The following is an 18,139-nucleotide window of genomic DNA, read 5'->3' on the forward strand; positions in this document are numbered from 1 at the left end:
CGGCCCGTTCAGGCACATCGGCGCACCGTCTGCGGCGGCCCCCGCGGCCAGACGGATCACACAGGAGCAATGATGGGCATCACTTCCGTGGCCGGCGTTCCGGTCCAACCCCAGCACCGCGCAACCTGCCACTGCGGCACCGTCGAGCTGCTGCTGGACCTGCCGGACGGCATCGTCGATCCCCGCCGCTGCGACTGCTCGATGTGCCGGCGCCGGGGCGCCATCGCCGCCAGCGTCCCCCGCCAGGGCCTGCAGGTGCTGCGCGGGCAGAACCACCTGCAGATGTACCAGTTCAACACCCATGTGGCCGAGCACTACTTCTGTGGCGTGTGCGGCATCTACACCCATCACCGGCGCCGCTCCAACCCCGACCAGTACGGCTACAACGTGGCCTGCCTGGAGGGCATCGACCCGTTCGCGTTGGGGGTGATCCCGGTCAGCGATGGGGTCAACCACCCATCAGACCGCACCGGCTAGTGGCGCGTGCGCCGCGGCGGCGTGGCCACCTTCTGCCAGGGCGCCATGCCGCTGCGCCCGGCCCGCGCCGGGCGTTTCAGCCAGGGCCGGCGCGGCGGTGCCGGTGGCGCATCCGCGGCCGGGGGAGGAAGCGGTCGACGGCCAGGCCAGAGATGATCGAGCAGCCACATGGCAGGTCTCCGTGGGGGACGGGGACGACCAAGCCTAGGCCCGGGTGGGCATAGGCAGCGTGAGCGGGACACGACAACGGGATGACGGCGAAGGCGGGCGATGAGCCTGCTACGCAGTACGCCCGACCAACGCGTCTTTACGTTTCCGCAGCAACAGGTGCAACAACGCAGCACATGCGGCGGTCAGCAGCGCCAGTACACGCAGCAGTGTTGCCAGCGCCTCGCTACTGGCGTGCTGCAGCTGCATGCGGCTCATCGCCGGTAGCAGTGCCTGCGCCTGTTCCCGCGCCCCGGTGGCCAGATAGGCACCGGCACGCGCCAGCGATGCCGGCGACGCGCCCTGCAGCTGATGGCCGATCAGCAGCGCGAGCAAGGCAGTGACTGCGGCCAATGCGATGCCTTCACCGGCTACACGCACGGTCCCGAAGATGCCGGCGGCCATGCCCGCACGCTGTACCGGCACCACGCTCACTGACAGCCCATCCATCAGCCCCCATGGCAAGGCCGTCCCTGCACCGACCAGCATCAGCCACGGCACCCACTGCGAAGGCGACGGCTGCGATGCATGGCGCGACAACAGGTACAGGCCAGAGGCACAGACCAGCAGTCCCAGCGTGCACAGCCGCGCACTTCCAACGCGCTCCGCCCAGCGCGCAGCCAGCATCGGCAGCACCAGCATCGGCGCGGACAGGGCCAGCATCTGCAGCCCCACCAGGGTCGCGCTCTGGCCGTGCACGCCCATCAACTGAAGCGGCAATACCACCAGCAGCACCACGTAGCCGAAGCAGGTTGCGACCGGCAGCAGCTGGACACCGAGGAACGCCGGTTGCGAGAACAACGAGAGGTCCAGCAGGGGTGAGCGGTGCAGTCGTTCGATGCAGATGAACGCTGCGCCCAACAGCAGCGTCGCCAACAGCGCCAGTTGCACGCGCACGGCATGCAGGCCGAACTCGCCCAGCCACAGCAGGGCCAGGGTCAACGCTGCCAGCATCAGGCTGAAGCCCAGCATGCCGCCGACATCCAGCCGCCCGCGTTCACCGTGGCTTTCGAGCAACACACGCGCGCCCAGTACGAAGGCGGCCAATGTCAGCACGCCGCCGACGGCGAACACACTGCGCCATCCCAATGCCTGCAGCAGCAGACCCGCAAGCAGCGGCCCCAGCGCCAACCCCGCACCGAATGTGGCGCCCAGCAGGGCGAACACACGGCCACGCATCGGCCCCTGCCAGGCATGCGCGAGCGCAGCCGTGCCGGACGCCAACGCCGCTGCGGCGGCAACGCCCTGCAACCCACGCGCCAGATCCAGCCACAGCAGCGTGGGCGCGAGGCAGACGACGATCGTGGCGACGGTGAAGCCTGCTGTGCCCAGCAGGAACAACCGCCGCCGGCCATAGCGGTCGGCCAGGCCACCGGCAGCGAGCAGCAGGCTGCCGAAGGTGAGCATGAAGGCGTTGGTCACCCAGGCCAGCACGCTCGGCGACGACGCCACGGAACGGGCCAGCGCGGGCACCGCGACGGCACCGGCAGAGAAGGACAACGGCAACGCCAGTGCGGCCAGGCAGACGGCAAGCAGGGTCCAGCGCTGCTGCGTCTGGACAGGTACAGGGAGCATCGAAACCGGGGCCATGCGGGCCTCCATCCATCAGGGGCATTGATGATGGACAGGCCGCTATTCCTGAAAAACAGGCTCGATGGACATTGATTGCGTCTCAATGTTCCGTAATCATGCCCCGCATGGACTCCATTTCTGCCCTGCTCGCCTTCGTCCGCACCGCGGAGGCCGGCAGCATCGTGGGTGCTGCGCGTGCACTTGGCCTGTCCGCGTCGGCGGTCGGCAAGCGCATCGCCCGCCTTGAACAGGAGCTCGGCACCCGGCTGTTCCAACGCACCACCCGCCGCGTGCATCTCACCGACGAAGGCGAACTGCTGCTGCAGCGCTGTCGGCGTGCACTGGACGAGCTTTCCGAAGCACAGGCGGACCTGGCGCAGCGACAGCATGCCCCCAGCGGGCTGCTGCGCATCGGCCTGCCCACCATCGGGTACCGCTTCCTGCTGCCGGTGCTGCCCGGCTTCCAGCAACGCTATCCGCAGGTGCAGCTGGAACTGGACTTCAACGACCGCATCGTCGACGTGGTCAGCGAAGGCCTCGACGCGGTGATACGCAGCGGTGAACTGGCCGATTCCAGCCTGACCGCACGGCGGCTGGGCGGCTTCCGTTTCATCCTCTGTGCGGCGCCGGGCTATCTGCAGGCGCACGGCACGCCCGGTGATGTGAGCGAGCTGCGCCTGCATACCGCGCTGCGCTTCCGTTACCCCACCACCGGAAAGCTGCACCCGTGGCAGCTGCCGGGCATCGAAGGCGATGCTGGAGCGCGCCTTCCCACCGCGATGACCTGCAACAACATGGAGGCCGTGCTGGCCGCTGCGATCGGTTGCATGGGCCTGGCCTGGATGCCTGACTTCCTCGCAGCCGACGCGCTGGCCGATGGCCACCTGCAGCGGGTACTGCCAGCACTGCCCACGCACCAGGGGCAGTTCTCGTTGCTATGGCCCGGTGGGCGCCATCCCAGCGCACGCCTGCGGGTGTTCATCGACTATGCCGTTGCGCATCTGTTCCAAGGCGACAAGGCGTAGCAGGTCCACAGAATCAGTTGGTGCCCGCTGTCTGCAGGAAATTGCGCAGCACCGGCGACGGCTGTTCCGGCCGCATGCAGAACGGCAGGTCGAAACGCGCTGCTTCGTCCTCCAGCACGCGATAGACGATCTCCTGCGGGCGGAAGCTGGCCATGCTGGCCGGGACGATCGCCACGCCGGCATCCACCGCCACCAGCGACAGGACCGCATGCATGCCCTGCGCTTCCTGCACGACGCGCGGGGTGAATCCCGCCGCAGTGCACAGGCCCAGCACCTGCGCGTGGAAGCCGATGCCCTCGCCCGCCGGCCATGAAACGAACGGTTCTTCAGCCAGCATCGCCACACTGACCTCCGGCGCGTCGGCCAGCGCATGAGCGCGCGGCAGCGCAATCGCCAGGCGGTCATGGTCGAAGTCGTGCAGTACCAGCTCGGCGGCGGGAATCGGTGGAATCAACACGCCAACGTCGATGCGCTGCTCACGCAGCCACAACTGCTGCTGGCGCGACGTGGCTTCCTGCAGGTGCAACTGCACCTGCGGGTACTGCTGGCGGAAGCGGCGGATCAAACCTGGCAGGCGGCCATACAGCGCACTGCCGACATAGCCTACGCGCAGGCTGCCGGACTGCCCCGCTGCAGCTTCGCGCGTGCGCTGCAACCCCTGCTCGGCCTGCTGCAGCGTTGCCCGCGCCTCCACCAGCAAGGTCTGCCCGGCCACGGTCAGGCCCAGCGTGCGGTTGCCGCGCACGATCAGTTCACTTCCGAGCTCGTCTTCCAGCCGTCGTATCGCCGCCGTCAGCGGCGGCTGTGACATGTGCAGGCGGGCGGCGGCGCGGTGGAAATGCAGTTCTTCGGCCACGGCGACATACTGGCGAAGCAGGCGCAGGTCGATCATCTCGAAGCAGGCAGTGGGAATCCGCCTAGGGTACGCCCTCAGCCACGCACGTCGACGCTGGCGCGGGCGATGGCCGGCCACTGCAGCGCCACCGACTCGATGCTGTCGGCACTGACCGCGCACAGATCCCTTGGGTACGCCACATGCTCGGCCTCCTGCAGGCGCAGTGCGTGGAACTGGCCATTGCTTGCGCGCAGCACCCAGCCGCCGTCCTGGCAGCGCGTGGATGCCAGATAGGCCACACCTTGCGCAACAGCTTCCGGATGCAGCTCATCGGGCTCACCCTCGATGCCCCACATGCGCGTCTTTGCCACCGGCGAAACCGCATTGACCACGATGCCATGCTCGGCGCCCTCCAGCGCCAGCACATTGACCAGGCCAAGCGCGGCCAGCTTGCCCATCGCGTAAGCGGACAGCCCGCGCTGTGCGTACTGCGGATACAGCGCGCGATCAGACGTGGTGATGACGATGCGCCCACCGCCCGCCGCGCGCATCGCCGGCCACGCCGCCTGCGCCAGCCACAGCGGCGTCTTCGCCGCCAGGCACAGCATCTGCTCCAACGCATCGTCCTCGATCGCTTCCAGTGGCTGGTACTCGACCCAGCCCGCGTTGTGGATCAGGAAGTCGATGCGGCCGTGCGCCTGCAGCAGTTCCTGCACCAGCGCATGGCAACCGCTGCGATGATCGATGGGACCATTTGCGGCCTGCACTGGCAAACCCTGCCGCTGCAGCGCTTCGACGCTGCGCAGGATGCGCTGTGGATCGGCGCCGCGGCCATCGGTACCGGCACCGACGTCTTGCATCACCACCTGCGCACCGCGCTCGGCCAGCAGGCGGCTGTAGGCCAGGCCCAACCCACCCGCGGCACCGGTCACCAGGCCCACCCGGCCCTTGAAGGAAATATGCGAAATCGGCTTCATGCGCACAGCTTCAGCCAAGCTCACCGCCCCCGCCAATACCGTTGACCATCGGCCACGATACGCTCTCGCTATCACCGGAAAAGGGGACGGAGGGGATTAAGTCGTAACTCGCCCTACCGTGCCTGAAACGACTTAATCCCCTCCGTCCCCTTTTTCGTTCAGCGGCTGAAGCGGCGCGCGCCGGCGACGCAGATCACCGCGACCACGGTCACCAGCACCATGCTGAGGCTGACCGATTCGTGCAGCAGCAGCGCGGCCAGGGCAAGGCCGAAGAACGGTTGCAGCAACTGCAACTGGCCGACGGCGGCGATGCCGCCCTGCGCCAGCCCGCGGTACCAGAACAGGAAGCCGATCAGCATGCTGAACACTGCCACATAGCCCAGCGCCCACCACGCCGAGGCACCGACCGCAGTGAACGAGGACGGGCGCATCAGCACCGTCAGCGGCAGCATCACCGGCAAGGCCAGCAGCAACGCCCAGCTGATCACCTGCCAACCGCCGAGATGACGGGCCAGCCGACCACCTTCGGCATAGCCCAGCCCGCACACCACGATCGCCGCCAGCATCAGCAGATCGGCCTGCAACGATGCCTCGATGCCGTTGCGCACCGCATAGCCGACCACGCAGGCACTGCCAAGCAGCGAGAACAACCAGAAGGCTGGGCGCGGTCGATCGCCACCGCGCAGCACGCCGAATACCGCAGTGCTCAGCGGCAACAGACCGAGGAACACGATGGTGTGCGCCGACGATGCGTGACGCAGCGCGAGTGCGGTCAACAGCGGAAAGCCGACCACCACCCCGAGGCTGACCACTATCAGCCCGGGCAGGTCACTGCGCCGCGGCCACGGCTGGCGCAGCAGAAGGAGCAGGCCGAGGCCGAGCACGGCGGCAATGGTGGCGCGTGCAGCGGTGACGAATCCGGCGTCCAGCTGCAGCACCGCCAAGCGGGTGGCCGGCAGGGAGCCGGCGAAGATCACCACACCGATGAAGCCATTGATCCAACCACTCGCCGACCGTTCCACGCCTGTACTCCTGAAGGTGCCGGACGATGCCCGGCTGGACCTGCATGGAAGCATCCGGCGCGGGAAGACCCCAGCTACAATCCAGTACAGTCGCAAGTAACTGTACTGCCCACACTTCCACTACGGTTCCACCATGCCGCGCCCGCTTACCCGCATCGAATCGGTCATCCAGACCGTCCGCACCCGCATCAGTGCACGGGTGGATGGCCCCGGCTCACGCCTGCCTTCGGTTCGTGCGCAGGCTGCGACGATGGGGGTTTCGGTCTCCACCGTGGTCGAGGCCTACGAGCGCCTGGCGGCCGAAGGCCTGATCAGTGCGCGCGCAGGCTCGGGCTTCTACGTCAGTGGCCCGGCCGCACCGCTGGCGCTGGCCGAACTGGAGCCACGGCTGGATCGCACGGTGGATCCGCTGTGGGTATCACGGCAATCGCTGGAAACGCCCGCGGGCGACCTCAAGCCAGGGTGCGGCTGGATGCCCAGTGACTGGCTGTATCACGATGGCGTGCGCCGCGGCCTGCGCCGACTGGCGCGTGCCGATGCCATGCAACTGGTGGACTACGCCGCCCCGCTCGGGCTGCCCGCGTTGCGCCAGCTGCTGCAAAGGCGCAGCGCCACGCTTGGCATCGATGCACCGGTGGAGCAGATCCTGCTGACCGAATCCGGTACGCACGCGGTCGATCTGCTCTGCCGTTTCCTGCTCAAGCCCGGCGACTGCGTGCTGGTCGACGACCCGAGCTACTTCAATTACCACGCGCTGCTGAAGGCGCACCAGGTGCAGGCCATCGGCGTGCCGTACACGCACAGCGGCCCGGACCTGGAGGCGTTCGCGCAGGCCCTGCAGGCACATTCGCCGCGGCTGTACATCACCAATTCCGGATTGCACAACCCGACCGGCGCGGTGCTTTCCGCAAGCACCGCGCACCGCCTGCTGGGCCTGGCCGAACGCAGCGAACTGATCATCATCGAGGATGACATCTTCGCCGACTTCGAACTGCAGCCGGCACCGCGGCTGGCCGCGCTCGATGGGCTGTCACGGGTGGTCCACGTCGGTAGCTTCTCCAAGACGCTGTCGGCAGCGTCGCGCTGCGGCTACATCGCCGCGCGCCACGACTGGATAGAGGCATTGACCGACCTGAAGCTGGCGACCAGCTTCGGTGGTGGCCATCTGGCCGCGCAGTTGATGCACATCGCGCTGACCGACAGCGGTTACCGCCGCCACATGCAGTCGATACGTTCGCGGCTGGCCGATGCACGCCGGCACACACTGCGGAAACTGCAGACGCTGGGTATCACGCCGTGGCTGCAGCCGGAAGCCGGCCTGTTCCTGTGGTGCCAGCTGCCCGATGGCCGCGACGCCGCCGCACTGGCGCGGCAATGCCTGCGCGAAGGCATCGTGCTGGCGCCGGGCAATGCCTTCAGCCAATCGCAGCGCGCGGCCGACTATGTGCGTTTCAACGTTTCGCAGTGCCAGGACCCGAGGATCTGGCAGGTACTGGCGCGCGCGCTGCGTTGAGCTGGTAATGCGCGACCAGCGCATCCACCACCACGCGCACGCCCGGCAACTGGCCGCGACGATGCGGCAGCAGCACGCTGGTGGTGACTTCGCCGGCATGCCACGCCGGCAGCACCTGCTGCAGGCGGCCGGCGGTAATGGCCGCAGCACACAGGCTGTGTGGCAGTACGGTGATGCCAAGACCCGCTTCTGCCGCCGCGATCAGCAGCTGCGATTCATTGCCGACCAGCGCCACCTGCGGCTCCACCTGCACGGTGCGGGCGTCGGCGCCGTGCAGCGTCCAGCGCGTTGCATGGCGCGCGGTCAGCAGGCCGGCATGCGCGCGTAGCTGTTCGGGCGTGTCCACTGCCGGCGCGGCTGCCAGATAACCAGGGGACGCCACCAGCACGATGCGTTCGCTACCGAGCATGCGCTGCACCAACCCGGAATCCGGCAGCGGACCGAAGTGGCTGCGCAGGGCGATGTCGATGCCTTCCTGCGCCAGGTCGATGAAACGATCACTCACTTCAACTTCGATACGCAGCCGTGGATAGCGGCGGGCCAACGCGGGCAGGCACGCGGCGAGCTCGCCCTGCACCACCGGAATCGAAGCGCTGATCCGCACGGTGCCGCTGGGTTCGGCCTGGCGGTCGCGGACGATGGCCTCGGCGGCCTCGACCTCAGACAACGCTGCGCGTGCGCGCTCGAAGAACTCCTGACCGACCTCGGTCAATGCGAAGCGGCGCGAACTGCGCTGCAGCAGCCGCACCTGGAGCTGTTCTTCCAGCAGCGCCACGCGCTTGCTCAGGGTCGAGCGCGGCAGGCCCAGATGGCGCCCGCCTGCAGCGAACCCGCCCTGCTCCACCGCCGTCACGAACAGGGCCAGATCGTTGAGGTTGAGCATGCGCAACGTCCACAGATGTGGACTTCAGGATGCCATTCAAGCGGCTTCCTGGGCAATGTCCACGCAGGCACGCTTTCCTCACCCGCCGCATCGCGGCTTGAACCGGAAACCTGCCATGACCCCGATCCTCTTCTACGGCGTGCCCTCGGGCTGCTCGTTCGGCTCCATCGTCGCCCTGGAATGGCTGCGCCAGCCGTATCACCTGTGCCGCATCGACATGCCCGGCCAGGTGCAGAGCGAAGACTACCGCCGCCTCAATCCGCTGGGTGAAACCCCGACCCTGCGCACCGCGCAGGACGAGCTGCTCAGCGAGAGCCTGGCCATCCTCAACCATCTGGCCGCGAACGGCATCGGGCAGGGGCTGGGCTTCGCACAGGGCACGCCCGGCTTCGATCGCCTCAACCACCGGCTGGCCTATCTCAACACCAGTTTCTTCGGTGCCTACGCGCCGCTCTGGCACGCACTGGAGCATGCGCAAGGCGATGACGGCGAGGCGCTGCGTGCCTATGGCACCACCAAGGTGCGCCACGCCCACCAGGCGCTGGAGCAGATGATCGGCACGGGCCCGTGGCTGCTGGGCGAACAGCGCAGCTTTGCCGATGCCTACTTCGCCGGCATCGCGCGCTGGAACGACTATCACCAGGTGGTCGATCGTCGCGAGTTCCCCAGGGTGCAGCAGCTGTTCGAGCGCCTGCAGGACGACGCCGGCGTGCAGTTCGCCCACGCCATCGAAGCGCAGCAGCCGGCAACCAGCAGCGGTGGCTTCCTCGGCGAGGTGCGGCTGGAAGACGTGCTTGAGGCAGCAGCGGCCTGAGCCCTGTCCTGCCCGTGTGGCAGCGGCGCGCAATGCCTCTTGCGCGCCGCGCTACAGTGGTATGTCCCCCGCCGCAGGAATCCGCGCATGTCCACGTTCTCCGACCCGCAGGCGGTGGCCCGCTATGCCGAAGCGCCGCTGCGCCAGGTGCCCGGTTTCCTCGCGTTGCAGCAGATGAGCCGCCTGCTGCTGGCCGAACGCGTTCCCGCGCAGGGCCGTGTGCTGGTGCTGGGCGCCGGTGGCGGGCTGGAGCTGAGGGCTTTTGCCGAGGCGCAGCCGGGCTGGCAGCTGCTGGGCGTGGATCCGGCCGCGCCGATGCTGGCCCTGGCCGAGCAGACACTGGGTCCGCTGATGCCGCGCGTGCAGCTGCTGGAAGGCTACATCGACGATGCGCCCGATCTGCGCTTCGATGGGGCCAGCTGCCTGCTGACCCTGCACTTCCTCGATGCCGGGCAGCGCCTGCACACGTTGCGCGAGCTGCACCGGCGCCTGCAGCCCGGCGCGCCGCTGGTTGTGGCCCACCACAGCGTACCGCAGGAACCGGCCGGCAAGCTGCGCTGGTTGCAGCGCTACGCAGCGTTCGCCGAAGCCTCGGGCGTTGCCCACGCCGATGCACAGCACGCGATCGAGGCCATTGCCGAGCGGCTGCCGCTGCTGGCCCCCGAACAGGAAGTGGCGCTGCTGCAGGAGGCCGGCTTCGATGGTGTGGAGCTGTTCTATGCCGGCTTCAGCTTCAAGGGCTGGGTGGCGTACACCGGTTGATGCCTACGGCACCACCGTGATGCCGATGCGCTGCATCAACAGCGCCACCTGCTGCACGTCCAGCGTGGCGCCACGCAGGTTGGTGCTGCGCAGGTCCAGCTCACCCAGCTCCGAGTTGGTCAGGTCGCAGTCGGTGAAGTTGGCGCTGTTCCAGTCGACGCCCTCGAACTGGCCGCCGGACAGGTCCGAGCCGGCGAAGCTGGCGCCACTCACATTCGCGCCATCCCATCGGTTTTCCCACAGCTCGCACTTTTCCAGCGTTACCCGCGAGAAATTGGCATAGCGCAGGTTCGACTTCTTGATGAACGCGCTGCAGAACCAGCTGCGCGTGGTGATCTGGTTCATGAAGCTGGCGTTGCTGAAATCCGCGCCCTGCGCACGGCACTCGCTGATCTCCAGGCCCAGCGCCTTGATGAAATTGAAATGGCACATGCTGATATCGCAGCTGCGGAAACTGGCTTCCTTCAGCGTGGCGCCATTGAACCGGCAGCCGGCGCGGCTGTCGGCATCGTAGAAACTGCAGTTGATGAGCTCGGTGCCGGTCAGGTCCGCACCGGAGAAATCGCACTCGTGGAACTGCTGGTCGACCACTTTCTGGCCGGTGTACTGGTCCGCGCCGATGCGCAGCTTGCGGTGAACGGTGGGAGACATCAGGGATTCCATGCCAAGTGCCCCGCCATGATGCCGGGCCGCGAGGCCGATCCATAGACCCCGGGGCGGGCGGGTTCACCGGCAGTCCAGCCGCCCTGTGCCCTCCCGAACAATGCATGTTGTTGCACGATTATGCACGAACGTGCAGACTTGCGGCATGAGCGCCGACCCCAGCCCCCTACCCGCCCAGCGCACCCGGCAGATCCTCGAGGAGCTGCGCCAGCAGGGCCGCGTGGTCGCCGCCGAACTGGCGCGCCGTTATGCCGTCTCCGAAGATTCGATCCGCCGCGACCTGCGCGAGCTCGCCGCCCAGGGCCTGTGCCAGCGCGTCTACGGCGGCGCCGTACTGCCGCCGCCCAAGGAACGGCCGCTGCGCGAGCGCCTGACCCGCGACCGCGGCGACAAGGCCGAACTGGCCGCCCGCGTCTGCGCGCTGCTGCAACCCGGCCAAGTGGTACTGCTCGATGCCGGTTCGACCAACCTGGCGATCGCCCAGCAGCTGCCGGCCGCTCTCGGGCTGACGGTGATCACCAACGCCCCGCAGATCGCCACCGCCGCCAGCATGCTCGAAGGCACTTCAGTGCAGCTGATCGGCGGGCGCCTGGCCAGCGGTGGCGGTGCGGTCGGTGCCGAGGCGTTGGCCCAGGTGCAGCGCCTGCGTGCCGACGTGTACCTGCCCGGCCCCTGCGCGGTGGACGGCGACACCGGTGTGTGGGCAATGGATTCGGAAGAAGCCACGCTGAAGCGCGCGATGGTGGCCTGCAGCAGCCGCGTCATCGTCGCCGCCACCACTGAAAAGCTCGGTGCCCGCGGCAACTGGCAGATCGCCAGCCTGGACGAGATCGACGACCTGGTGCTGACCACCACCGCACCGCCCGCCTTGGCGGCTCGCTTCCACGCCGCCGGTATCGCGGTGCACCCCACGCCTCCCTGACCGTACTGCTCATGTCCCTTGCCAACCGCGCGCGTGCCGAACAGCACGCGACCCGCGCTGCGTTCTTCATTCCCGGCTTCGCCACCGCGTTGTGGGCCACCCTGGTGCCCTTCGCCAAAGCGCGCACCGGGATCAATGACGCCACGCTGGGGCTGGTGCTGCTCTGCCTCGGTGCCGGCTCGCTGCTGGCGATGCCCTTGTCCGGCGTGCTGGCCGCACGCCTCGGTTGCCGCCGGGTGATGGTGGCCAGCAGCCTGCTGATCTGCCTGACCGTGCCCGGCCTGGCGCTGGCGGGTTCGGCCTGGACGCTGGGCGTGGTGCTGTTCGTGTTCGGTGCGGCCGTGGGTGCGATGGACTGCACGATGAACGTGCAGGCCGTCATCGTCGAGCGCGAAGCACGGCGAGTGATGATGTCTGGCTTCCATGCATTCTTCAGCATTGGCGGCTTCCTCGGCGCGGCCAGCATGACCGTGCTGCTGTCCGCACAGTTGCCGCCCTTGGCATCGGTGCTGATCGGTGTCGGCACCATGCTGCTGGTGACGCTGTTGTCGGCGACCTACTGGCACAGCGAACGCATGCCACACGACACACCGATGCTGGCCCTACCGCATGGCATCGTGCTGTTCATCGGCGTGCTGGCGTTCGTCGCCTTCCTCGGCGAAGGTGCGATGCTCGACTGGAGCGCGGTGTTCCTCAGCGATATACGTCGCGTCGATGCCAGCCTGGCAGGCATCGGCTATGTGACCTTCACCCTGACCATGACGGTCGCGCGCCTGTTCGGCGATGCACTGGTGGCACGCGTGGGCCGCCAGCGCGCGATCGTGTTCGGCGCGCTGCTCGCCGCTGCCGGCGTGCTGGTGCTGACCCTGGTCACGCCGTGGCAGATGTCGTTGGCCGGATACGTGCTGGTCGGCCTCGGCTGCGCCAACATCGCGCCGGCGCTGTTCTCGCTGGCCGGCCATCAGAACCACATGCCCGGTGCACTGGCGATCACGGCCGTCTCTACGCTGGGCTTTGCCGGCATCCTTGCCGGACCGGCGTTGATCGGCTTTGCCGCCAATCATTTCGGTCTGATTGCTGCGTTCATCGGTGTGGCCACGGCCTTGTTGCTGGTGGCCGTGTCCACACGTTGGCTGCGGGTTTAGTCCAAGGCATCAGCGCCGCCTGCGCCGCAGTTTCATCCGCAACCGGCGGTAGCCGATCACCGTGGCCGTTGCACACAACGCAGCGCCAGCCAGGCTCAGCAGCAGCAACACCGCCAGCCGGGCGGTGTCCTGACGCAGCATCGCCGGCAGGTCCCAGCTGTGCAGGAAGTAGAACAGCCAGCGACCCACGCGCTCGCGACGCCCCATCGTCAGCAACGGGTCGCCAGTGGCCAGATCGAGGTAGACCCGCGTCGCCTCGGCATCGTCGAAATCAGCCACCGCCACCGGGAAGCGGCGTACCGCTGCGCCGTTCATGGCTTCCGGTGCACGCGGGTAGAAGTACGCATCCGCTGCGAGCTGGACCCAGTACCCCTGCATGGGCGCATCCGACAACGCCCGCACCTTCTGCTGCAGCCATGCGGCCGGCAGCAACCGCGCAACCTGCAGATGACCATCACTGCCGGACACAATGCGGGTCTCGCCCTGCCCGTCCAGCAACACCGCGAACAGCTCACCACCGATGCGTCGCCACTGGATCTCCACCGGCTTGAAGCGCGCGTCGTCGACGGCCGCCAGCAGCGCCGCCGGTTCACCCAGCGCGCCATCCACCGCTACCGCGCCGCCACGATAGCGTCCGCTGTCGATCGCCTCGCGCGTGCTGCTGAAGACGCCCAATGGATTCATCGACATCAGGCCGCTGAAGATCCAGGTGAACACGAATGCCGCTGCCACCAACCCGATCAGGTGGTGCCAGCGCATCCAGGGCTCGACATACGGCGTCTTCGCGCCAGTGCGGTAGTGCCCACAGAAGCGCCAGCGCCACACACCCACCACGATGCCGCTGATCGCCGCCACCGTGCACAGCGCGGACAGCACGATCACCACCCACGTCCAGACCGGGTCCACCGACTGCATGCGCAGGAAGTACAACCAGTGCAGCCAGGCGCCCACATAGTTCCAGCGCTGCTGCATATGCGGTGCGTCCTGCACCACTTCGCCGGTGTGTGAGGACACATACACATCCCCTGGCTGCGCGCCGCCCACTTCAACCCGGTACAGCGGCCGATGCGCATCCAGCGCACGCGAATGCGTCCAGCGGTCTTCATCCACGCGTGTCGCGCCGACGAAGGCTTGGCCGCCCGCGAACTGTGCGGCGGATGCTTCGGCTCGCTGTGCCGACACCGGCAGCAGCGCCTGGCCGGTCACGGCAGACCAGGCGCCCACGTTGCTGCCGTTGCGCACCACGTACGCAGGCTCGCCACGCAGCGTCGTCAGCGCCACAACCTCCGGCTCGGCCTGCACCACGGCAGGCAGTACCGACAGCCCCTGCAGATCGCGAGCATCCCCCAGCACCGGCAACGCCGCCAGCCGCTCACCGGGTGTCAGCTTCGGGTAACCAATGAACAGCATCACCATGCCGCTGACAAACCACAGCAACATCAGCAGGCATCCGCCGATGCCCAGCCAGCGGTGCACCAGATAGGTCCAGCGCTTGGCGGTGGATCGCAACGTCATCGCCAGCCTCCTCAGAAGCGATGATCGACGGTGAATTCGACGCGCCGGTCCGCACCCAGCAGCCACTGCGTGCTGGTGTAGTACGCGGTGGCGTAGTACGCCTTGTCGAACACGTTGAACAGCCGCGCCGACAGCCGCGTGCGCGGTGCCGCCTGCCAGGTCAGTGCCAGGTCGGTGGTGCTGTAGCCGGGCAGCTCCAAGGTGTTGGCGTTGTCGGCGTAGCGCTTGCCGACGTAACGCACGCCGCCCGCCGCACTCCAGTCCGGTGCAAACTGCCAGCTCAGCCACACATTGGCCAGGCGCTCGGCCACGTTCGGTGGCACGTTGCCATCACGCGACACCAGCACCGCCGGCGAACCGGTGGTTTCCAGGAAGTCCTCGAACTCGGCCTTCAGCACCGTGGCATTGGCATCGAGCGACCAGCGCGGCGCGAAGTTCCAGTTCAAGGACGCCTCAATGCCACGCGAGGTCTGTGCGCCCACCTGCACGCGGCGATCCGGCACCAGCGGATCGCGGCTGAGCAGCCCGGTCTTGCGGATGCGGTACGCCGCCAGCGTCCACTCGCCGCCATCGAAGGGCTGCTTCAGGCCCACCTCGATCTGCCGGCCCTTGGCCAGGTCGAAGGCACCGTTGGCCGGGCTGATCATCAACAGGCCACTGACCGGGTCCGCCGCCTGCGAGTACTGCGCATACAGGCTCAGCGTCGGCCGCAACGCGAAAACCGTGCCTGCACGCCAGCCGGTGCTGCGGTAGGTCTTCGAGAACGCGTTCTGGCCGCTGATCAGATCGGTACGATCAATGCGCGCGCGGTCGTGGCGCAGCCCACCCAGCACCGACCAGCGCTCGCTCAGCGCCAAGCGGTCTTCCACGAACAGCGCGTACTGCTCGGCACGATTACGGTAGCGCGGCAGGTTCGGCGCGTCGCTGGTGAACTGGCCCGGCACCGGATCGAACGGATCGACCGGGCCCGAGCTGCCGGCATAGGTGTTGTTGGTGTGCTTGAAGTGCGCGCGGTTGGCATCGAGGCCCACGGCGAAGCTGTTGGCCAGGCCCACAATGTTCCCCTGTACCCTCAGCGTCGAGGTCAACCCGGTCTGGTCCTGGTCGTGGGTGATCTCGGTATTGCCTGAGCGATCGATCAAGCCGGTAGCGCGGTTGTAGACGTAGGCTTCGGCATTGCGCCAATCGCGCTGGCTGTCGATCTGGTAGAGGCGCGTGCGCCATTCGACGCTTGCATTCGGCGTCCACAGCGCATCGAGCTGGGTCCAGCGGTCGCGGTAGCGGATGTCGCTGTCTTCCACGTTGTAGTTGCGGTGGCGCAGCGCCTCCAGCTGGCGGCCATCCACCAGTGGCGTGCCGAAGTAGCGCATCGGTTGCTGATAGCCTTCCACATGGGTGAGCGACAGCTGCAGATCCGCACGCGGTTGCCACAGCAGTGCGCCGGAGAAGGTGGCATCACTACTGCGCCCGCGATCAACCCAGCCACCGCTGTAGTTGCCACTCACATCCAGCCGGTAGGCCAGCTCGGGCGTCAGCGCGCCGCCACTGCCGAAGCCCAGACGTGCGGTGTCCTCGCTGCCCACGGTCACGCTGATCTCGTTCTCGATGGCACCGCGCGTCGGCTTCTTCGGCACGATGTTGATGACCCCGCCAATGGCACCATCGCCATGGATGACCGGGGCCGGACCGCGCAGCACTTCGATGCGCTCGATGGACCAGGTATCGAACGGAAAGGTGATGCCCACGCCGCCATACTGGCGCAGCCCGTCATACAGGCGCATCACGGAAGCGCCATCGGTGAAGCCACGGCTGGACAGCGCACTCAGGCCGTTGCCCGGGTGCGGCATCGCACTGATCGCACCGGCGCGGCTGATCGCATCATTGAGGTTGGTGTCGCCGCGCTGTTCCAGCTGCTCGCGCGAAATCACCGTCAGGCTGGCCGGTGTCTGCAGCACGCTCAGGCCCAACGCAGAGCCTGCGCTGGAGGTGGAAGACAGCTCGCCGCTGCGGGTATCGACCACGCGCACGGTATCCAGCGTGGTCGGTGGTGCCGCATCGGCGGCAAGTACAGAGGCGGTGTGCAGGAGCAACGCGCACATGGCAGGCAGCGTCGCCCGGCGCAGGCGCGCGGAGTTGGGGTTCGTTTTCATCTGTTCACGGCATGCAAGGCCACCCTGCAATGGCAGGGCAGCAATCAGAAAGGGACAGACACGCGCGTGCGGGCACCGGCCGTGGCCGGCAACCTCATGAAAAAAGATCAATGCACCGCGCGTGTGGCTCAGGCAGCCATGAAGGCCGGTGGCCCGCGCGCTCCCAATGTGCCGCTGACCCGCTGCGGCAACGCCTGCACTGCACCACGCAGCGCACGGCATATCGATACCATCGGTGCCAACAGCAGCAATGCCGCCACCAGCAGGGTGATCAGCCGCGCGGCGATCAGGCAGTAGTCGCAGTCCACGCCCATCTCATGCGCGGCGTGTGGATCGGCGGGCGGCTTCTTTGAGACCTCGCCCTGCTGCATCGCCATCGCGTGGTGGTCGTGATGGCCCTCCATCGCATGCTGCGCATGCTGGGAATGGTCCATCGCCGCTACCGGCACAGCCGCTGCAACGTGACCATGCGCCAGCCAGCGGCTCACCAGCGGGGCAAGCAGCACCAGCAGCATGGCTAGCCATGCCAGGGCCTGGAACCGGCGGTGGAGGACAGAACGACGCACCCGGCCATTCTACGGGCCTGCGGTCAACCTTGGACCACGTTCAGGGTTGCCCGGCGGCCAGTGCGACGTTATGACGCAGCCTCCAGCGCAGGGGATCGTCCACTGCCCGAGGGGGACGGAAGGCAGCCTGGCCGGCCCCTTCCGCCCCCGCACCGGATGACTAGAACCGCGCCGGTTGCTGCACCGCGCGCTCCAGGAACATGAAACCCGCCTGCAGGCTGTTGCGGGCGTTCTCCAACCAGCGCTCCGGATCGGCTACCGCAAATCGCTCCTGTGCATCCACATCACCCGAGTCGGCCAGATCAGCCAGCTGCAGATGGATGTGGTTCTCCACCAGGCTCACCAGCACGGCGAGCTCGGCCGATAAACCGGCGATGCGTTCGGTGAAGCCAGCGTCGTTGCTGTTCAGAGACATGTCCCCTGTTCCTATGCGTTGCGGTGTTGATGGATGGCTTCGAAACGCTCGGCACAGGCAGGCCCGCAGAACAGTCTTGCCGGATCGTTGTCGAAGTCCTCGCTGCAGTCCGGGTTGTGGCATTCCCCCATGGGAGTGAGAGGGGCAACGTTGCTGGCCCGCGTTGCGTGCTGGGCCAGGGCGCGTTGCAGGTGGCGCGCTTCCATTTCCTGCGCTTCGTCGATGGTGTCCGTCATGCGGGTTGTATTTTATCGAGGGGTGGTCGCACCGGTTGAGAACGTCGCAACGACGGTCAACGACGCGGATTCCGCGGCGGATCGGCGTTCGTGGTTGCAGTGGATTTCAGGCATGCAGGCTCCTTGTGCACGGGCGCCCGAAGGCGCGATGGAGAGAAACGATGGGCCCTCGTTGACGGCGATCGCATCATCCGAAAACCGGTTCTCGCCAACTGCGACGCATCGGCACGATCACAGTGATCTGCGAACGCCATCGCAGATCCAACGGGTACTGGGTGGCGCCATCGCGGCCAGGGATGCAAGGTGTTGGAAGGTGTTGCAAATGAAGCCCCGTTCCGACACCATGACCGTATCACCACTCCCACCACATCCTGACCACACTGAGTCGGTCGGCCGCTGCGTGACCTGCGCACGCCGGACACTGCACAGCACGTTGGCCG

18 protein-coding genes are annotated in these 18,139 nt (G+C 67.4%); 7 read left to right on the forward strand and 11 right to left on the reverse strand.

Annotation, left to right across the window (positions count from 1 at the left end):
• Positions 1-72 precede the first annotated feature (72 nt).
• Entirely contained in the window at positions 73-477 is a 405-nt protein-coding gene (locus tag AC5P9F_RS02880; protein WP_033834825.1) for a GFA family protein, read from the forward strand.
• Between the two features lie 279 nt (positions 478-756).
• Here the strand turns inward: AC5P9F_RS02880 and AC5P9F_RS02885 are convergent, their stop codons facing one another.
• A complete protein-coding gene (locus AC5P9F_RS02885) occupies positions 757-2,274 on the reverse strand; it encodes an MFS transporter (protein WP_043033790.1) in 1,518 nt (505 codons plus the stop codon).
• Positions 2,275-2,381: 107 nt separating this feature from the next.
• On the opposite strand from AC5P9F_RS02885, the gene AC5P9F_RS02890 reads away from it, so the two are divergent.
• Positions 2,382-3,281 carry a LysR family transcriptional regulator gene (locus AC5P9F_RS02890; protein ID WP_164225282.1) on the forward strand — a complete coding sequence of 300 codons (900 nt, stop codon included), beginning with the start codon at positions 2,382-2,384 and terminating at the stop codon, positions 3,279-3,281.
• A gap of 13 nt (positions 3,282-3,294) precedes the next feature.
• Here AC5P9F_RS02890 and AC5P9F_RS02895 read toward each other — a convergent pair whose 3' ends face one another.
• The 3 genes from AC5P9F_RS02895 to AC5P9F_RS02905 all read right to left on the reverse strand — a co-directional run bounded on the left by AC5P9F_RS02895 (position 3,295) and on the right by AC5P9F_RS02905 (position 6,115).
• Positions 3,295-4,173: a LysR family transcriptional regulator gene (locus tag AC5P9F_RS02895; RefSeq protein ID WP_107431419.1), complete on the reverse strand. Its 879-nt coding sequence runs from the start codon at positions 4,171-4,173 to the stop codon at positions 3,295-3,297.
• A 38-nt stretch (positions 4,174-4,211) separates the two neighbouring features.
• Positions 4,212-5,093 (reverse strand): SDR family NAD(P)-dependent oxidoreductase, encoded by an 882-nt coding sequence (locus AC5P9F_RS02900; protein ID WP_111722882.1) that lies wholly within the window; start codon positions 5,091-5,093, stop codon positions 4,212-4,214.
• A 158-nt stretch (positions 5,094-5,251) separates the two neighbouring features.
• Positions 5,252-6,115 (reverse strand): DMT family transporter, encoded by an 864-nt coding sequence (locus tag AC5P9F_RS02905; protein WP_164225281.1) that lies wholly within the window; start codon positions 6,113-6,115, stop codon positions 5,252-5,254.
• A 133-nt stretch (positions 6,116-6,248) separates the two neighbouring features.
• On the opposite strand from AC5P9F_RS02905, the gene AC5P9F_RS02910 reads away from it, so the two are divergent.
• Positions 6,249-7,628: an aminotransferase-like domain-containing protein gene (locus AC5P9F_RS02910; RefSeq protein ID WP_164225280.1), complete on the forward strand. Its 1,380-nt coding sequence runs from the start codon at positions 6,249-6,251 to the stop codon at positions 7,626-7,628.
• Here AC5P9F_RS02910 and AC5P9F_RS02915 read toward each other — a convergent pair.
• Positions 7,567-8,511: a LysR substrate-binding domain-containing protein gene (locus tag AC5P9F_RS02915; protein WP_164225279.1), complete on the reverse strand. Its 945-nt coding sequence runs from the start codon at positions 8,509-8,511 to the stop codon at positions 7,567-7,569. The two genes, AC5P9F_RS02910 and AC5P9F_RS02915, sit on opposite strands and share 62 nt — an antisense overlap.
• A 115-nt stretch (positions 8,512-8,626) precedes the next feature.
• On the opposite strand from AC5P9F_RS02915, the gene AC5P9F_RS02920 reads away from it, so the two are divergent.
• Positions 8,627-9,325: a glutathione S-transferase family protein gene (locus AC5P9F_RS02920; RefSeq protein WP_308680127.1), complete on the forward strand. Its 699-nt coding sequence runs from the start codon at positions 8,627-8,629 to the stop codon at positions 9,323-9,325.
• Positions 9,326-9,412: 87 nt separating this feature from the next.
• Complete coding sequence (locus AC5P9F_RS02925) at positions 9,413-10,087, forward strand: class I SAM-dependent methyltransferase (RefSeq protein ID WP_164225278.1); 675 nt, start codon at positions 9,413-9,415, stop codon at positions 10,085-10,087.
• A 3-nt stretch (positions 10,088-10,090) separates the two neighbouring features.
• Here the strand turns inward: AC5P9F_RS02925 and smqnr are convergent, their stop codons facing one another.
• Positions 10,091-10,738 carry a SmQnr family pentapeptide repeat protein gene (gene smqnr, locus AC5P9F_RS02930; protein WP_164225277.1) on the reverse strand — a complete coding sequence of 216 codons (648 nt, stop codon included), beginning with the start codon at positions 10,736-10,738 and terminating at the stop codon, positions 10,091-10,093.
• Positions 10,739-10,895: 157 nt separating this feature from the next.
• On the opposite strand from smqnr, the gene AC5P9F_RS02935 reads away from it, so the two are divergent.
• Both AC5P9F_RS02935 and AC5P9F_RS02940 read left to right on the forward strand, forming a co-directional pair.
• Complete coding sequence (locus AC5P9F_RS02935; RefSeq protein WP_012479318.1) at positions 10,896-11,672, forward strand: DeoR/GlpR family DNA-binding transcription regulator; 777 nt, start codon at positions 10,896-10,898, stop codon at positions 11,670-11,672.
• 11 nt (positions 11,673-11,683) lie between these two features.
• Positions 11,684-12,817 (forward strand): MFS transporter, encoded by a 1,134-nt coding sequence (locus AC5P9F_RS02940; RefSeq protein WP_164225276.1) that lies wholly within the window; start codon positions 11,684-11,686, stop codon positions 12,815-12,817.
• A gap of 9 nt (positions 12,818-12,826) precedes the next feature.
• Here the strand turns inward: AC5P9F_RS02940 and AC5P9F_RS02945 are convergent, their stop codons facing one another.
• From AC5P9F_RS02945 to AC5P9F_RS02965, 5 genes are all read right to left on the reverse strand, one after another.
• Entirely contained in the window at positions 12,827-14,332 is a 1,506-nt protein-coding gene (locus tag AC5P9F_RS02945) for a PepSY domain-containing protein (protein ID WP_164225275.1), read from the reverse strand.
• 11 nt (positions 14,333-14,343) lie between these two features.
• Positions 14,344-16,482: a TonB-dependent receptor gene (locus AC5P9F_RS02950; RefSeq protein ID WP_495231886.1), complete on the reverse strand. Its 2,139-nt coding sequence runs from the start codon at positions 16,480-16,482 to the stop codon at positions 14,344-14,346.
• A gap of 128 nt (positions 16,483-16,610) precedes the next feature.
• A complete protein-coding gene (locus tag AC5P9F_RS02955) occupies positions 16,611-16,997 on the reverse strand; it encodes a DUF2946 family protein (protein ID WP_099527128.1) in 387 nt (128 codons plus the stop codon).
• 211 nt (positions 16,998-17,208) lie between these two features.
• Entirely contained in the window at positions 17,209-17,463 is a 255-nt protein-coding gene (locus AC5P9F_RS02960; RefSeq protein WP_012479313.1) for a hypothetical protein, read from the reverse strand.
• A gap of 11 nt (positions 17,464-17,474) precedes the next feature.
• A complete protein-coding gene (locus tag AC5P9F_RS02965; protein WP_005408344.1) occupies positions 17,475-17,699 on the reverse strand; it encodes a hypothetical protein in 225 nt (74 codons plus the stop codon).
• Positions 17,700-18,139 lie beyond the last annotated feature (440 nt).

The organism is Stenotrophomonas sp. YJH_SMC_4 (assembly GCF_059371575.1).

Coding starts and splice junctions, on each gene's coding strand:
- AC5P9F_RS02920 (WP_308680127.1), top strand. CDS start 8,627: ATGACCCCGATCCTCTTCTACGGCGTGCCCTCGGGCTGCTCGTTCGGC.
- AC5P9F_RS02880 (WP_033834825.1), top strand. CDS start 73: ATGGGCATCACTTCCGTGGCCGGCGTTCCGGTCCAACCCCAGCACCGC.
- AC5P9F_RS02940 (WP_164225276.1), top strand. CDS start 11,684: ATGTCCCTTGCCAACCGCGCGCGTGCCGAACAGCACGCGACCCGCGCT.
- AC5P9F_RS02895 (WP_107431419.1), bottom strand. CDS start 4,173: ATGATCGACCTGCGCCTGCTTCGCCAGTATGTCGCCGTGGCCGAAGAA.
- AC5P9F_RS02910 (WP_164225280.1), top strand. CDS start 6,249: ATGCCGCGCCCGCTTACCCGCATCGAATCGGTCATCCAGACCGTCCGC.
- AC5P9F_RS02915 (WP_164225279.1), bottom strand. CDS start 8,511: ATGCTCAACCTCAACGATCTGGCCCTGTTCGTGACGGCGGTGGAGCAG.
- AC5P9F_RS02885 (WP_043033790.1), bottom strand. CDS start 2,274: ATGGCCCCGGTTTCGATGCTCCCTGTACCTGTCCAGACGCAGCAGCGC.
- AC5P9F_RS02935 (WP_012479318.1), top strand. CDS start 10,896: ATGAGCGCCGACCCCAGCCCCCTACCCGCCCAGCGCACCCGGCAGATC.
- AC5P9F_RS02950 (WP_495231886.1), bottom strand. CDS start 16,482: ATGAAAACGAACCCCAACTCCGCGCGCCTGCGCCGGGCGACGCTGCCT.
- smqnr (WP_164225277.1), bottom strand. CDS start 10,738: ATGTCTCCCACCGTTCACCGCAAGCTGCGCATCGGCGCGGACCAGTAC.
- AC5P9F_RS02925 (WP_164225278.1), top strand. CDS start 9,413: ATGTCCACGTTCTCCGACCCGCAGGCGGTGGCCCGCTATGCCGAAGCG.
- AC5P9F_RS02965 (WP_005408344.1), bottom strand. CDS start 17,699: ATGACGGACACCATCGACGAAGCGCAGGAAATGGAAGCGCGCCACCTG.
- AC5P9F_RS02945 (WP_164225275.1), bottom strand. CDS start 14,332: ATGACGTTGCGATCCACCGCCAAGCGCTGGACCTATCTGGTGCACCGC.
- AC5P9F_RS02890 (WP_164225282.1), top strand. CDS start 2,382: ATGGACTCCATTTCTGCCCTGCTCGCCTTCGTCCGCACCGCGGAGGCC.
- AC5P9F_RS02900 (WP_111722882.1), bottom strand. CDS start 5,093: ATGAAGCCGATTTCGCATATTTCCTTCAAGGGCCGGGTGGGCCTGGTG.
- AC5P9F_RS02960 (WP_012479313.1), bottom strand. CDS start 17,463: ATGTCTCTGAACAGCAACGACGCTGGCTTCACCGAACGCATCGCCGGT.
- AC5P9F_RS02955 (WP_099527128.1), bottom strand. CDS start 16,997: ATGCTGCTGGTGCTGCTTGCCCCGCTGGTGAGCCGCTGGCTGGCGCAT.